We start from the raw sequence: 16,353 nt of genomic DNA, 5'->3' as shown, positions 1-16,353 counted from the left end.
AACAATTACTCTTTTAACAGAACATTAATATCTTGCTGTATATCCCTAACCCCTTTTTTATCTAAACCATCATAATATAAAATAGGATTACCAAAATCATCCTTTCTACAACGAATAATTCCATTCTTGTCAACCAAAGCAAATAAGCCTGAATGCTCAAAACCTCCATCTACATTACTATTTTCCCCGGCATAAAGATTAAAGCCCTTGTTAGCCAAATTAAATATATATTCTCTATCGCCCGTTAAGAAGTTCCAATTTGAAGATTTAACCCCTAATAACTCAGCATGAGCTTTTAAAACAGATGGTGTATCGTGAGACGGATCTATCGTAATAGAAACTATACCAAAGTTTGGATTACCAAAAAATGTCTTTTCTATCACAAGCATACTTTGATTCATTTTAGGGCATATAGACGGACAAGTTGTAAAAAAGAACTCTAATACATATACTTTACCCTTGTAGGTTTCATTTGTAATTTTGATATTATCTTGATTAATCAATTCAAATTTTGGAGCTGGTCCAATTTTAGTTAACTTTTCAACATCACTATTTGCTCCGCTAACCATGTCCAAACGTTCCCCCTTTACAACTTCATTGTTTTGTATTCTGGAAATAATTTTAGGGACTGCGTAAATTCCAAAAACGAGAATTATAAATGAAATACCGATGTAAGATTTATTTTTAAACATAAACTATAACTTTAAAGTTGTTTCGTGGCATTATGATTTTTCTTAAGTGCAGCACGGTATTCATAAAGAATGACCTTAAAATCATCTAGCATCTCATTACTCAAATCAGCGGGATGAAAAGTATCATATCCTTCTTTGTACCCTTTCTTCTCTTTTCTACCTCTAAGACTTCTGTCTTTGTCTACAATATAAACATCTGAAGTACCTGAATCTTTATTCAGTTCTCCAACTAATTTAAGTTGGTCATAATACGCATTAATTTGGTCAGGTGTTGTAAAAACAAAATGCCATTGCGAAACATCAGTAAACTCATCCAGCGCATCCATAATTTTCCTGATGTCACCTTCTGTTCCTAAAGGACAGATCATGACAAATTGTAAGTCCTTAAAGGTATGGTATCGTTGATAAATTTTTTCGTTTAGATTAAAGAGATTTCCTCTGTGCTTTAAAACGTCTTCACCCGCAAAACCCAGAATAGTAATTTTATTATCTAAACTTACTTTTTCACCATTCAAAGATTCCCATTTCCCAAAATCGGGAATTTTAGGCGTTATAACAGGCAATTTTGTAAAACCATTAACACCAGATGCAAAAAAAAGATAGGCAACGATAGGTAAGATAAAAAGAACAAAAAGAACAATATTTTTTTTCATTAGGAGTAGATGTCATTAAGGGTACAAAAATAAAGTAAAAAAGGGCATCCGCCGCAGCGGATACCCTTTTTTTTGAATTAATATATCGTTAAAAATTCCATTTAATAGTTGAATCTTTAAAAACCCCATAAATGTAATTACCTTCAGTCAAAAGAATGAAAAGTAAATACAATATTAAAAATATAACAGGTAAAACAACTGCAGATCTTAGACTACTTTTCTCCCCTTCCATGTGCATAAAGGCATATACAATGTAGTACGCTTTATATATTGTTAGAGCATAGAATATCCAATTAAGCAAGTTCATCCCCAAGAAATGATTTAAATGCAATGCTTCTGGCTTAAGAATCCCCAAGATTACCTCTACAATTGTAACAGCAGATAATATTCCAAAAACCTTCCAAATTCTACTTGTATTTGATACATGTACGTGTGACATAATAATAATCTTTAAAAATTAAACTAGATAGAATACTGTAAAAACAAATACCCAAACTAAATCGACAAAGTGCCAATACAAACCAACTTTCTCTACCATTTCATAGCTTCCTCTTTTCTCATAAGTTCCAAGAAGCACATTAAAAAAGATAATGATATTTATAATCACCCCTGAGAAAACGTGAAAACCGTGAAAACCTGTGATAAAGAAAAAGAAATCAGCAAATAATTTACTTCCGTATTCATTCCTTGTCAAATTCGCACCTTCAACAACATAAGTCGCTTGTCCTAATCTTAACAGAGATTCTTCTCTTGTTAAAATTGTTTTGTGCTTAATTTTGGTTAAATCATGATTGATTTTAGCATCCTTCATAGTTGCCTCATCTCCCTCATAAATAACTTCCGTTCTTATCAACAAATCAGGATGAGCTTTAAAACCTGCCTGAACTTCAGCTAGTGAGTAGGATGGCAAAGCAGGCTCACTCATGAACCATTTTCCTTTATTCCTTGTCAATTGCTCTCTTTCTACAGGCAAAGTTGCAGCAAAATCAGCAAGTGCGACACGATGCCCCTCCTTGTCAACAAACTGAAGTAAACTACCTCCTTTTGTCTCAATTGCACCATACTCTCCTTTTATGAAATTATTCCATTCCCAAGCTTGTGACCCTACGAAGATCATACCACCGATAATGGTTAAAAACATGTAAAGAACAACTTTGTCTTTTTTCATTTGATGACCTGCATCAACGGCCAAAACCATCGTTACAGATGAAAAAATCAAAATAAAAGTCATTAACGCCACATAGTACATTGGTGCAGACACACCGTGCATAAATGGGAAGTGAGTAAACACTTCATCGGCCAATGGCCACGTTTCGATAAATTTAAATCTAGAAAAACCGTAGGCTGCTAAAAATCCAGAGAACGTTAAGGCATCTGACACGATAAAAAACCACATCATTAATTTACCATAACTTGCTCCCATTGGCTCATTGCCGCCTCCCCAAGTTTTTTCTTCACTATTTGCAGTAGTAACTGTCGCTTCCATAAAAGTTATTCGTTAAAAAGTTCCCAAATTTACGTTTTTTTCTTATTTAAAGAAATATAAAAATACAAATAAATACAGCCACAAGAAATCAAGAAAGTGCCAGTACATTGCACCTAGTTCTATTCCAAGAGTTTGAGTCGAATTGTATTTTTGTTTAAAATGATTATAAATTATAATTAGAAGAGAAATCAACCCTCCTGCAAGGTGCATCAGGTGCACAACCGTTACAATATAAAGAAATGTTGTTGTAATTGAACTCTCAGTTCCTGTAAAGTAATAGCCGTTTTCCACAATTTGACCAAACCCTACAAACTGCAAAACCACAAATAATATTCCCAGGGCTAAAGTAGCAAAAAGAAATGTAGTAGTGGCACTTTTATTATCTTTTTGAATGGCCTTTTTAGCCAAATGAAAAGTAACACTGCACCCTATAATCACAAGAGTACTGTAATAGAAAGCCGTAGGCAGTTCAAAATCCTTTAACCAGTCCACCCTAGACTTACTCACCACGAACGCGCTTGTAAGTCCCGCAAACATCATAGTCATACTGACCATAGCAAACAACAATATCAATTTGTATGATCTTGCTGTCCTCGCTGTATGTTCGCCTTTTGTCATTGTAATCTCCATAATTATCTCAAAAATTTATCAATTATATAAACGAATTGTAACAAAGTGATATACGAAACACTTATTAGCATCAAAGTTCTTGCTGCTTTAGCACTTCTCAATTTGTATAGTTGCACCGCATAATATAGCATCCAGAGCCCCAGCAAAAACACCAGTACAGCCGCTATAGGCGATATAAATAACTTCCCTGTATAACCTAAAGAAGGCAATAAGGAAGCGATAATTAGCCAAACAGTATACAAGATAACTTGTAGCGCGGTACCTTTATCCTTCTTTCCTGTAGGAAGCATGAAAAAACCAGCTCTTTCGTAATCTTCATATAAAAACCATCCAATCGCCCAAAAATGAGGGAATTGCCAGAAAAACTGAATCAAAAACAAAGTCCCTGCTTCAATTCCAAAATCTCCTGTTGCAGCAACCCAACCTAACATAAATGGTATTGCCCCGGGAAAAGCACCTACAAAAACAGACAAAGAAGTCACAGTTTTCAGTGGAGTATAAACACTAGTATATAGAAATATAGAAATCGCACCAAACATTGCTGTTTTAGGATTAATCATATAAAGCAAACCAATTCCAATTATCGTCAATAAGCTAGCAATTAGCAACGCAGTAGAAGGAGACATTCTTCCCGCCGGAACAGGTCGGTTTTTAGTTCTATTCATCAAAGCGTCTAGATCTTTTTCAATAACTTGATTAAAAGCATTAGAAGCACCTACCATACAGTAGCCTCCAATAGCAAGCATTATCAAAACAGACCATTGAAAAGGGTGCTTCTCATCAAAACCGAGAAAATATCCCGCAATAGAGGAAAATAAAACACTGATAGCCAATCCTGCTTTCGTGATTTCTTTAAAATCGAGAAAAATCGTTTTAAGGGAAAATGTATTTGACGTAGTATTCAATGCGGTTTTCATTAGGTTTTATAAAACTGCTGCAAAGGTACACATTAGATAGACAAATTAGATTGTAGAATTTGGATTTTTTTAAACTAAAATCATCAGTCAAACACAAAGCCTATAATTACGAATTTAATATTAAATCTTTAATTATAGGCTTATGAATTCTAAAGCAATACTTAATAATCAAAATACCAATTAAAGATATCTGCTCGCATTCCTAATGTAAACCAATTAGTACTTTGATTGAAAGTAGTTGCGGTATTCATCGTAGGATCAAAACTCCTATAAATATAACTTCCAAAAAGCTTTAGATTTGTTGTCGGATTCACCAAATAACCCCCTTGAATATCCGCTATAAAGACAGCCGTTTTATTACCCTGACCCACTTTTACTCCAGAATCTAAAGCTCTATTTTCATCATAATCCTTATAGATATTTCCACCATAATTATAACTATCTTCCGCCGTGTCAAAATCAAGCCCACGGGTACCTGCGGTAATTTTAAAATCGCCAAAATACCTTCCTTCATGATAACGTGCGATTGCAATAAATTCCTTGAAATTACCACCCCATTGATGGCCTATACTTTGGTTATTATGACCATAATTGGTAATCGGCACGCTGTGTGAATATACATATGGTCGCACATGATTGTATTCTAACTGCAATAATAAATTATCAACATGAAACGCATTGTAATACTTTAGACCCAGCTGATATCCATATTTGTTTTTCCAACTGTTATCGCCACTTTTGATGTCTCCGAGAGAAAACTCATCTAGTAGAAATTGCCCATACAAGTTGACCTGATTATTCCACTTATACTTATACGAGAAGCCTAATAATGCGTTTCCAGTTCTAGCTGAGGAAGCAAACTCAACAGATCTATAAAAGATAATTGGGTTGACAAAACTGGCGTCAAACCCCCTATCGTTAGTATTTGTCCATATTACGGATTCAAATAAACCGATATTAAGTTTATTAGAAACGTTCCAACTCAAATAATGGTTTGCCATAAATTTTGTAGCATAGGTTCTTTCAAGTGTAACCTCCGGACGCACATCCTTTAGCCACATATAGGTATTAGTGTATTTAATTTTCCAAAAATTAGTGTTTATTTTAAAATACGGATATGGACTAGCTCCATCACTTTCTAATAAAGAACGATAACCATCACCTATAAAGTTTCTTCCATAGCCCAGTTGCACATCGATATACTTGCTTGGCGCAAAAGTTATATTGGCTTCGGCCAAAGGAAAGTCATATGAATCTGACTTGAAATCTTTAGCAATCCCTACACCAGGAATAATTGCAGGGTTACCACCAGCCGGTCTTATAGATTCAGCATATTGATTGAAATAGTCTGCAAAACGTCCTTGACTCTCAAAAACCGTTGTTGTAAAATTAAGTTTATCCCCTAAACCGCCACGAAAATTAAGTGCACGAGTGTTGACATAAGTATAAGATACATCACTATGAGAAGCTTTACCAACTTGCAAATCCAAAATGGGGTTTAGCGTTAACCAATACCCGTCCCCTTGAATTTCAACCGCATTTTCATTCCATAATTTTCGGGCCCACCAACCTGATGCTTTTTTCTTGAGTTTATCATTAACTCCCTTGAAATCATAATATTTCGATACCTCAAGATAAGTATATGGTTTTGAGGCCGTATGATTATTACTTCCTACTTGATTTAAAGAAGCATCAAACTGAGCATAATAGCTATGTGAAAATGGAATATTTAAATGACTTTTAAACTCAGGGTTATTATACTTTTTATAGACAATACTATCTAGCTCTGTAAGCTGCTTTGTTTTGTTTTGCAAAATTTCGGCACGCACTAACGCTTCTGCAGCAATTGTCTCTGAATCCTTTAATGGAATTGAAATCGTGATATTGTATTTTGAATACGTTGGTTTTCCGTTATAAGTGGAAGGGATAATCTTCGGGAATTTACCAAAAACCCTTTTCGACTCCTGTATCAATTCCTCGTCGACAGCATTTACATAAATTACTTTAAAAACCCCATTACTATCCACTTCAAAAAGGACTTTTATATTACCCGAAAAATCATTCTTCATCAGGCTTTCTGGCACTACAAAGTTTTGAAAAACAAAATCTTGAACTTTACTATAAAAACAGTTTTCCAGATCTGTTGATTCTAAATTTTCACATTTAGGAAACACCGGAAATCGCTCAGGACTCAAATTCAATTGGGACGAGTTATTATTTCCGTTTTGAGAATATGCAAAAAAAGAAAAAAATGATAAAAATAAAATTAAGAAACCTTTTGACATGTTACTTTTGATTGAATGTTTAGTATCCTGATTGTGTGCTTTCGCCCTTCGCAATAGCTTTTGCTCCCGACGTCCCTATTCGTTTTACGCCCAGTCGAATCATCTCTAAAGCCTCCTCGTAAGTCCTTACGCCACCGGCAGCTTTTACAGGAAGTGGCGATGCATTCTCTAACATCAGTATTATAGATGAAACCGTCGCGCCGTTAGGTAAATTATTTTCAGTTTTATAAAATCCTGTTGATGATTTCACAAAAACAGAAGCGAAATCTTTCTCTTTAAAATTAGAAACCACTACATTTTTTACTAAAGCAGATAGCTGTACAATTTGCTTCTCATTTAATGCCGCAACCTCAATGATCCATTTAACAACTTTACTATTATCCAATCCCAATTGTGTTCCTTTCAGAATCTCCTCTTTTACTAGGTCAAAATTCCCTTCCTTGAACGCCTCATAATTGCAAACAAAATCCAAATCATCAGCACCGTCTTGAATTGCCTGCATGGCTTCATTAAGCTTAGCTTCTATTGCTGATTTGCCTTCTGGAAAATCGATTACTGTTCCTATTTCTACATTCGAATTAGCAGCTTCAACCATCTTTCTAGCCATGGAAACCATATCAGGCCGAATCATAATCAGTTTGAATTTCTCATCAATGGCTTCTTGAATAAATTTATTACCAACAAGTTCATTTTGGCTTTGGTTAAGTCCAGCCTGACTCGCTGTTTTTAAATAGGTCGAATCTAAATATTGTTTGATGTTCATTGTTTTATTAATTTCACGATAATACTAATCAATGGCGCACAAAAATACATATTAAATCTGCATTAGTTTTGTATCCATATTCACTTTTATACAACAAAAATTATTGCTGAATTACAATTCTTAAAGTGCCAATTTAGTGATTAAATAAAACTAATCCAATCAGCCAATAAATTTAATACTAAATAAAAAAAACTCTATCCCTAAATCAAAAAATCCCGCCGAAGCGGGATTATTATTTATTTTAATTTGTATCTAAGCGTCTGATTCTATAAAACATAACGATCGAAAAAACAGCTAACGTTGCTCCTGAAATATTAGCTGCAACATCAAGTACATCTTCCCTTCTGGTTGTCGTATACAATCCTTGCAAAACTTCAATTGCTATTCCAAAAAAAACGGAAAGCATGAATGCAATCATCAATGGCATAAATATCTTTTTATCCTTTGTATTGCTTATTAAAAACAAAAACCAAAGTGATGTAAACACAAAATGAAAAAAAGCATGTATCACTTTATCAAGATTCTCAATGTTTACTACCGGAAGACTGTCTGATTGAACCAGACAAAGTGTAAAAACGATTCCTGTCCATAATACAGCCGCCAAAAAGAATAATTGTTTAAGCACCAATCAATTCTTTATAAGCTTCACTTGAAAGTAACGAATCATAATCCGCAACATTTGAAACTTTAACTTTTATCATCCATCCAGCACCATAAGGATCTGAATTTACCGCTTCCGGAGTACTTTCAAGAGCATCGTTAAATTCTACAATTTCTCCCGCTAATGGAAGAAATAAATCAGAAACTGTTTTTACTGCCTCAACTGTCCCAAAAACCTCATCTTTTTCCAGAGTTTGGTCTAAAGTTTCTACCTCAACATAAACGATATCCCCTAGTTCCTTTTGCGCAAAATGGGTAATCCCTACCGTTGCAACATCACCTTCTAAGCTAATCCATTCGTGATCTTTTGTGTACTTTAAATTTGTAGGTATATTCATAATAAATACTAATTGATAATTGATAATTGAATTATTGTTCCGCAAATGTAACAATCTTCTATTCAAATATAGTTTAGATTCTAAATTTTAATTCCCAAAATTATAACGAAGCGTAAATCCGGATCGAACGTTAGTTAAAGGGAATGAAGTTGATATCACTGCTTTGGAAAATGAATGGTCATAATAGAATATTGCTGTAAGGTTTTTACTGAAAGAATAATCAGCCGTCAATTTCAAAGACCAGATATTTTGCCCACCCGCTAATTGATTGTTATCGTAATCTAAATATCGAACGACGGTTTGATTATTTCGATAAGAAAAATCGGCTTTCATATTTATATCCCCCTTAATTATGCCCGTAGGATTATCAGCTAATCGTGAGGAGAAGACCACGTCCTTAAAGCGATACCCAAGCCCAACAACATATTCAATTCCTTTTACTTCCGTCAGTAGATTATTATCAAAACTCATGGATAATGCCCTGTCTTTTTTGATCTCGGTAAGCACTTTTAAGGAACTTTTCAATTCAAAATCCATTCTTATTAGCGGACTGAATTGCTCCACTAAATTAACATTAGACATAATAGTCTTATTAAAATAGTCTCCACTAGCGTCAACTCCATCAGGAGTTTTATCATAATCAAAATTAGATCGATATTGATTAATTGTATAAGAAGCCCTATAGTTATGCTGCAAAGAGAACCTTTTGAAATTTCTTTTAAATAAATCATACCGCATTAATCCGTTATACTTGACTGCCCAATTAGGAATTGGAAAATTTCTAAAAATCCCTAATGAAACGCCAGAGGCATCACTACCTGAATAAGCTGCCAGAAATGCCGGCAACAATACAGCCTGATTGTTTTTACTATACCCTAAAGGATAGCCTTCATCATCAATATTTATAGGGTTATTAACATCAATCCCTCGTTCTGACGCTAATCTTGTAGCCACTTTAAGCCTATTTGACCTGAAGTCATCAAATGCTGCCGAGGAACTTTCATCACTGGTTGAAAACGCAGTCTTAATCAAAACCGTCGAAATTGAAAAAAGACCATATGTATACGGCGAGCGCGAATTGTATTGACCGTCAAAAACGTCATATTGCTCCGAATAATTTTTAGAATAAGATCTGTCTGCCGTTAAATCAATTTTCAGATCAGGAAATAAATCTATAGCTGCAGTAGCTTTAAGCATCTTATTGGTCACTTGGGAGAAATTCTGATTAAAGTCCTGATAATTGGTAAGCCATCCATTTTTGGCCGCTTCATATCTTACATCATCTTGACTTCCAAAAATAAAACCTAATGAAGGTCTTGAAGATCCAAGGAATCCCACACCCGGTGTATATCCTGGCAAAACGGTCCCGCTATTCTCTGTATAATTAATTTGAATGTTCTTTATACTCGTTATGACACCAAGTAATCCATCAACAAACTCATTGTCTTTACCTTGTGACTTGGCGGATGTATTAACCACTTTTTCGCCAGGTTTAGGAGCCGCCGCCCTTGGTTTAACCGTCGCCCTTTTTCCTTTTGGTGAAATACCCAAATATTTGTACAACATATCCATGTTGAAGCTTGAGTTCAAACTATTAGAACGGGCATTCTGAACGGTGTTTCCTAAATTATAAGCGGTTCCTTCAATCTCTATTTGCGACAAGGCATTTGAAGTACGTTGCCAACTATAGTCTCCCGTATAGGAATAATTTGCTTTTATAAAACTGAATACTGGAATTTTGTTAATTGGAATTTCATAATTCACAATTAACTGCTGCATGTGTTGGTTAGGATCTCCAATATCCCAATAGCTATCCCATATTGAAAAACTGTCAATTGGCTCGTTATCTTCATTCAAGTAGTTTTTAACTATATTGCTTGACGAAGCCGTGTAACTCAGTTTTAATGCTTTAGTTAAGTTATAATTAAAACCATACTGGTAATTAAATGAAAAGTTTCTTCTGTATAAAGGATCAAGTCCAATTCCCTGAACTTCTACTTGCCTAAATTGTTGACGGTTATACTGTCTAATAATATTCGTGTTGAACGATATATTAGAAGGCAGATAGTTAAAATTAAAGTCACTCAGTAATTTCCAGTAGTCGCTTTTTTTCATGAATTCCATTTTCTTGAAAGGCTCTACTGGTTTCGGTTGAAAACTAAATGCATAATCTACAGATGAATTTACCTGCTGGTCTAAATAATCTTCAATTTCAAAATCATGTCGCTCGACTTTATTGTAGGATTGAGAAAAAGTAAAGTTTTCCGGATCATAAACGTGTTGTTTTTGCTCGGGACTTCTCTGTTTTCTGACACCTATAAAATTGATACTAGTACGTTTTGTATAATCTATAGCTCTGCTCGTGATATTATCTTTCAGCTCTGAGTCACTAGTATTATCCAACAACTGTTTTAGTTTGATATCCTGATTAAAAGGATCGTATTCTGGAGTTATCGTTTCTTCGCCAACTGCATAATTAAAAGGTAAGTTAATACCCCATTTGACAGGCAACATTTTCCCAAGATTCATATTGGTTACAATACTATACTGTTGAATGTCTTCACGACTTCTTTCATTTGGTCCTTGTTCCAAAGCACCAAAACCAATCGTGCTTTTCTTTCCTGTCGCTGAAATAGTGGCAAAGTCAGCAAGATTTGAATCTACGTTTAAGACGGCTGCCATACCACCTTGGTTATCCATATCGGCCAAGCGAAGTTCATTGAACCAAACTTCCCCTTTGATGTCCTGATGCGTTTCATTACTTTTAACACCCACCATCAATGTGCGAACCAAGCCGAAATTAGGATTCCCTTTGATTCCTAATCTTAATTTATTCGATTTACCGGATAATGCAGGGTTAAGCTCATCTTCGTTTTGGTAATAAATCCCATCCAACGGCAAAGTGCTTAAATCAACGCTCATGGATTGAATTTTCAATTGGGTCAATAATGCCAAAGACAGATCTATTTCATTGGCTTCGGGCCAAACTAGTTCAGCGCTCAAAGCAGAACAGTCTGTTCCAGATGTAGACGATGGCGTTGTTACTTTTAAAGGAATTTCAATTTGGTAAAAATTTTGAGTAAAATCGTTTCCAAAACGAATAAAACCAATCATCTGATCATCCCTAAGAACAATTTCATTAGGCAAAGATTCCGCGTGCAAAAACATTTTTAATTTATTGAATTGACGCATGTCAATACTCACATTTTTAAAAACTGCTCTAGAATCTTCTGGCTCTAGTCCATCCCCTGAAACTCTCAGCGATAGGGCTTGTTCATTTTGATTAATAAGGGTATTGTTATTATACAATTGTTCCCTTTGTACCCCTGGAGGTATAACATAATTTATAGGGCATCTATCGCCATTCTCCTGAACATTTACTGCCAACACATCTAAATCAGTATTATCATCCGTTACATTTGTATCATTAAAATCGAGGGTATTAGTAAATCTTCTCCATTCTCCTCTCACTAAATCCAAAGAGCCAAAACGAACCGTTACCTCTTGGTTAAAGCCTGTCATAAACATTCTCATAAAACGGATTGATCTAAAATCAGAGATGTTTCCAATCGTATTTTCTGGTTGGGTAACTGGGATCTTAAACTGGATCCATCTCGAATCAGTTACTTCTCCGTTAGCTAGTGTTACTTGTGTATTTCTTATGTCCGTAATATAATTTTGACCCACTGTCATGTTTGGTTGAACATCGATACTATATTCATAATAGGCATTAATGGTATTCATCGTATTATCCCTATTGATATCTTCTACATCTGGCACTGTAGAGGAACCTCTATTGGGATTGTTAATATCGACCACCGAGTTTCCATCCACTCCATTGTAATTTTTATATCGGTCTAAAATGCTCCCAGAAGTATTCAAATAATAAGTATAGTCATCTCCCGCCGGATCTGGGTCAGAGGCAAAATTATTATAAACAGCACCTTCATTGGCATTAGCCAGACCATCTAAACCAATATCTTGATTGGCTCGATTGTCTGCATTAGCATCAAATGCATAGATTAAAGACTGTGAAGCAGGAACATCCCCCCACAATGGTCTGGGATTTACAAGTATTTGGTCAGGTCCAAGTCCGTTTTCATATTGTTTCCTTCCGTCTTTCAAAACATCTTCAGATATTTCCCCTAGATTAAAATAGATTTTACCTGTATTGTTTTGAGGGATCTTTCCTATCCCCTCGTATGGATCTAGAACCCAAAACTGGATATACTCTACATTCCCTTGTTCGAAATTTGTGGAGTTTAATGATCGCATAATCCCACCAAAATTTTCTGCAGGGTTTGCTTTAAAATTGGCATTGTTGTTATAAGGCCCTCTATCTGAAGGATAGTAACTTAAGTCCAAAGTATTTATTACCTGTGATTGTCCTTGAGCAATATCAGTTAATGGATACAATTCTTCACTATAAATTCGCCTGGTACTATTAAATGACAAATCGTTATTAGTAATTCCAGCTGGTTTTTGGGTATAAAAAACAGGATCGATGGAATACCAAGCCAGTTTTGCTCTTTTAAAACCATAGCTCAAATCATTCGCATTGGCATTGAAATCATATGTGCTTCTAACATTCCTATCTGGTGTTGAAGAAAGGCTCCAAGCATAAGCTGAACGCATATCAATAGTGGATTGTGACCCCTCAAAGTCATCTACATATATAGTTGATTCTCCTTCAAACTGATCCGCTTTTGGAGAATCAGGCTTTAAAAATGCAATTTCTCCTCGTACGGAAAGATTTGAAGGTACATCAGTATCTAAGTTTGGTAATTTATTTACTAATCGAGTCAAAAAAGGAACTTCAGTAGAGAAATTAGTATTGAATCCAAAAATAGTGTTGTTAACAGATTCTTGACCAAAACTTGATTTCTGGGTGAATGGTCTTTCGGTCATTTTTAAGAATGTTCCTCCAACCAAAAAGTTATCTGAAATTTTATGTTCCACGTTTACTCCCATAAAACGTCTGGTTTGCTGACCAAAAATAGAATTATTTTCCAATGAAACATTAATTGGTGTGTTAGAGGCCTGTAGCGACGGGTCTAAAATTTGGACTCTTCCCAATTGATAGTTCACACTATAATCAATCCCTTCAACCAAAACCCTTCCTCCCGCCGTAACAACAACTGAACCTTGAGGAACGTTGAATGCCCCAATAGGAATTCCGTCATCTCCCGATGATTTATACCTACCTCTTAAAAGGAATTTATTTTTATCACTATCCTGCAATGCTCCTGATTGCGTATTACGGTACATGTTTCTAAAAACATATTTCTTTTGGTTTGCATTATAAGTTGCTGGATCATTATAATTTTCAGCCGTTCCCGCATTTGAAAGTTTAGAGAACAACAATTCCCCAAACGGTTCTTTAGTTGTGAACATTACACGCCCATTTTGAGAATCAATAGTTATGCCTTGCATAAAATCAAAAAAACCATCCCCTCCAGTTTGCGGATCATTATTGTAATTTAGTTTATCTAAATTAAACACCTTAAGTAATGGTGTTTCTGCAACTTTATTATCTGCAGATGGACTTGCTGGAAACGGACTACCTTCAACTGCTGTAATATAGTTTAGTGGCGAAGGATCAGTATAAAGAATATTAAACCTGAAATCTTCCTGCTTAACCTGGTAAGCACCTTGGATTTGGTAAATATTCTTCATCATCAAATTCCAAACCGGATTTTTGACATTTGTTAAATTGCTCTTCAACATTTTCAAAATCAAACTTTGGGTTATGATAGCTTGAGAAGCATTTGTACCCGTAACCACTGTAGCATCTACACCGTCACTTCCAAATTCTCCAACCTGATACACTTTATCCCCAATTGTATATTGATAAGCTACCGCGAGAATCTCATCGTTAGCTAATCTTTGTTGCAATGAAATATACCCCAATTGAGCATTATAGGTATATTCATTAGCGTTCAATTTCCTTGCGTTTTCTAATTTTGAATAATCCTGACCTTCGCTAACAGAAACATTAAAACCAGAACTTGAGGTCACTATTTCACGAATATTATTGTTCAATAAACCAGTCCCAGCAGCAATTTGTGCCGGATCAAAATCGTTATTTGAATTGTCAGAAGGAGAATTAACCGCGCTATTGAAGATCCCAGTTGAAGGATCTAAAACAACGATTTCATTATCGTTTATTGGATTGCCATTTGAATCAGTCAACTGCCCTTCCCCCAAATCCTGAAGTGCAATGATATTTCTTAAGTTGTTAGAATTCGTGCTAACACGAGTCTGCTTATTGGTAACCCATATTTCAAGCCTTGAGATTTGCACTCTACTATCGATAAAAGGGTAATTTTTAAGTGAAGCGTCGTATTTATTTCTGAAATATTGGGACAGGAAAAAGTGCCTGTCATTATCATAATCTAACGCAAACATTTCAAAGTCCTCGATCTTGCCACCCCCTTGTGCTACTACACTTTTAGTCTGGGATTTTTGCTCTGAAAAAACACCTGTAACAGTAGTTTTACCAAATTGCAATTGGGTTTTTACTCCAAATAAACTTTGCGCCCCTCTAATCAGTGAGCTATTCAGAGGCATACTAACATTTCCCACTTCAATTTTCTGAATAATATCATCTTCTGAAGGGGTATATTCTAATTTCATTAAGTTTTGAAAAGCAAAAGTCGACTGGGTATCGTAGTTAGCGTTTACATTCAGTCTTGTACCCACCTTACCCATTAAGCTCATACTGATCCTTTGGTTAAAATCAAAAGATAAGTTAGACCTGTTTCTTGGAGAAAAAGAGGGATTGTCTTGTTTTGTGTATCGAAGGCCTAAATCCATTTCTACAGAACCTGTAGGCTTAACATCTATAGTATTGCTCCCAAAAATGGATTCAAAAAGGTTTGAATTTACATAGTATTTGGGAAGTAAATCTTTTTTCGCTTCCTCACTACCCTCTTTTTTTCCATCAATAGCATCACTTTTCTTCTTGAAATAATCTCTCATGGATTCTTTCAAAACTAAACTTTCATACTCTTTTGGAGTTAATATAATAGGGTAATTAATGGAAAATCCATCAACTGAATTGGTATAAATATATCGATCCGAAACAGGATCATAAGTATAGGCCGAGAGGACACTTTGAGGGTCTTTTATCTTGACTTTTCCTATAGAAAAGCCTGTTTTTACTGTATCTTGGGCCTCTTCATTTACCTGTGCATGCGATACAAAACCACAAAATAAAACCAGCAAAAAAATACAAATTTTGCGCATACAATTCGTGCTTTTAAGTTTCTTTTATAAGTTTTTTAAAGCCTTTTTAATAATTACTTCGACAGAAGCATCTGGATCTTCTTTTACGATTTTTTCAATAAGTTTTTCTGAAGTTTTCCTAACAAAACCTAAAACCTCCAAAGCAGATAACGCTTCATCTCTATTTGTATTGCTTTGTGACATAGAAACTTCATCTAAATCATATAATTTCAAAACCTTATCTTTCAAATCAAGTATTACTCTTTGCGCAGTCTTACTCCCAATACCTTTTATGGACTGTATAGTAACCACGTCACCAGATGCAATCGCATTGGTTATTTGTTTAGGATCTAAAGAAGAAAGCATTGTTCTTGCTATGCTTGCGCCGATACCTGAAACTGACAACAACATTTTGAAAATCTCCCTTTCTGATTTCTCCATAAACCCAAACAGCGTGTGTGAATCTTCTTTTATTTGAAGGTGGGTAAATAGTTTAATAAAATCAGCATTAGGAAGCAATGAATAGGTATGTAAAGAGATATTTACGTGATACCCCACACCTCCACAATCTATAATGACTTGCGTTGGTGTTTTTTCAACCAATTTTCCTTGTAAATGTGCTATCATAAATATACTGTATATATTTCGTTTTTTATTTGAATTAAAAAAAGTTCTTTGCCAAAGCAAAGAACTTTTTTTAAT

At 35.0% G+C, this 16,353-nt stretch carries 12 protein-coding genes; all 12 read right to left on the bottom strand.

Annotated features, from left to right (window positions below; translation table 11 throughout):
• Positions 1–5: 5 nt before the first annotated feature.
• Positions 6–692, bottom strand: a complete 687-nt coding sequence (locus HJ01_RS06360; protein WP_007137506.1) for an SCO family protein — start codon at positions 690–692, stop codon at positions 6–8.
• An 11-nt stretch (positions 693–703) separates the two neighbouring features.
• The gene (locus HJ01_RS06355; RefSeq protein WP_007137505.1) at positions 704–1,345 is read right to left on the bottom strand and encodes a hypothetical protein; all 642 of its coding nucleotides are present in this window, start codon (positions 1,343–1,345) and stop codon (positions 704–706) included.
• A gap of 88 nt (positions 1,346–1,433) precedes the next feature.
• Positions 1,434–1,784 (bottom strand): cytochrome C oxidase subunit IV family protein, encoded by a 351-nt coding sequence (locus tag HJ01_RS06350; RefSeq protein WP_007137504.1) that lies wholly within the window; start codon positions 1,782–1,784, stop codon positions 1,434–1,436.
• Positions 1,785–1,802: 18 nt separating this feature from the next.
• Positions 1,803–2,831 (bottom strand): cytochrome c oxidase subunit 3, encoded by a 1,029-nt coding sequence (locus HJ01_RS06345; RefSeq protein ID WP_007137503.1) that lies wholly within the window; start codon positions 2,829–2,831, stop codon positions 1,803–1,805.
• 42 nt (positions 2,832–2,873) lie between these two features.
• On the bottom strand, positions 2,874–3,461 hold the full coding sequence (locus tag HJ01_RS06340) for a heme-copper oxidase subunit III (protein ID WP_007137502.1): 588 nt from the start codon (positions 3,459–3,461) through the stop codon (positions 2,874–2,876).
• A 2-nt stretch (positions 3,462–3,463) separates the two neighbouring features.
• A complete protein-coding gene (gene cyoE, locus HJ01_RS06335; RefSeq protein ID WP_193363017.1) occupies positions 3,464–4,366 on the bottom strand; it encodes a heme o synthase in 903 nt (300 codons plus the stop codon).
• 173 nt (positions 4,367–4,539) lie between these two features.
• Positions 4,540–6,663 (bottom strand): hypothetical protein, encoded by a 2,124-nt coding sequence (locus tag HJ01_RS06330; RefSeq protein WP_007137500.1) that lies wholly within the window; start codon positions 6,661–6,663, stop codon positions 4,540–4,542.
• A gap of 19 nt (positions 6,664–6,682) precedes the next feature.
• Positions 6,683–7,426, bottom strand: coding sequence for a deoxyribose-phosphate aldolase (deoC, locus tag HJ01_RS06325; protein ID WP_007137499.1), 744 nt, complete (start codon positions 7,424–7,426; stop codon positions 6,683–6,685).
• Between the two features lie 241 nt (positions 7,427–7,667).
• The gene (locus HJ01_RS06320; protein WP_007137498.1) at positions 7,668–8,051 is read right to left on the bottom strand and encodes a VanZ family protein; all 384 of its coding nucleotides are present in this window, start codon (positions 8,049–8,051) and stop codon (positions 7,668–7,670) included.
• Positions 8,044–8,424: a glycine cleavage system protein GcvH gene (gene gcvH / locus HJ01_RS06315; protein WP_007137497.1), complete on the bottom strand. Its 381-nt coding sequence runs from the start codon at positions 8,422–8,424 to the stop codon at positions 8,044–8,046. The genes HJ01_RS06320 and gcvH overlap by 8 nt, the downstream gene beginning before the upstream one ends.
• Positions 8,425–8,511: 87 nt before the next feature.
• A complete protein-coding gene (gene sprA / locus HJ01_RS06310) occupies positions 8,512–15,672 on the bottom strand; it encodes a cell surface protein SprA (RefSeq protein WP_007137496.1) in 7,161 nt (2,386 codons plus the stop codon).
• Between the two features lie 24 nt (positions 15,673–15,696).
• Positions 15,697–16,278, bottom strand: a complete 582-nt coding sequence (gene ruvA / locus HJ01_RS06305) for a Holliday junction branch migration protein RuvA (RefSeq protein WP_007137495.1) — start codon at positions 16,276–16,278, stop codon at positions 15,697–15,699.
• Between the last annotated feature and the right edge of the window lie 75 nt (positions 16,279–16,353).

The sequence above is a fragment of the Flavobacterium frigoris PS1 genome, from assembly GCF_000252125.1.
Lineage (GTDB): Bacteria > Bacteroidota > Bacteroidia > Flavobacteriales > Flavobacteriaceae > Flavobacterium > Flavobacterium frigoris_A.
Note: the sequence above shows the minus strand (reverse complement) of the source record. Positions and strands in the feature narration are given on the sequence as shown.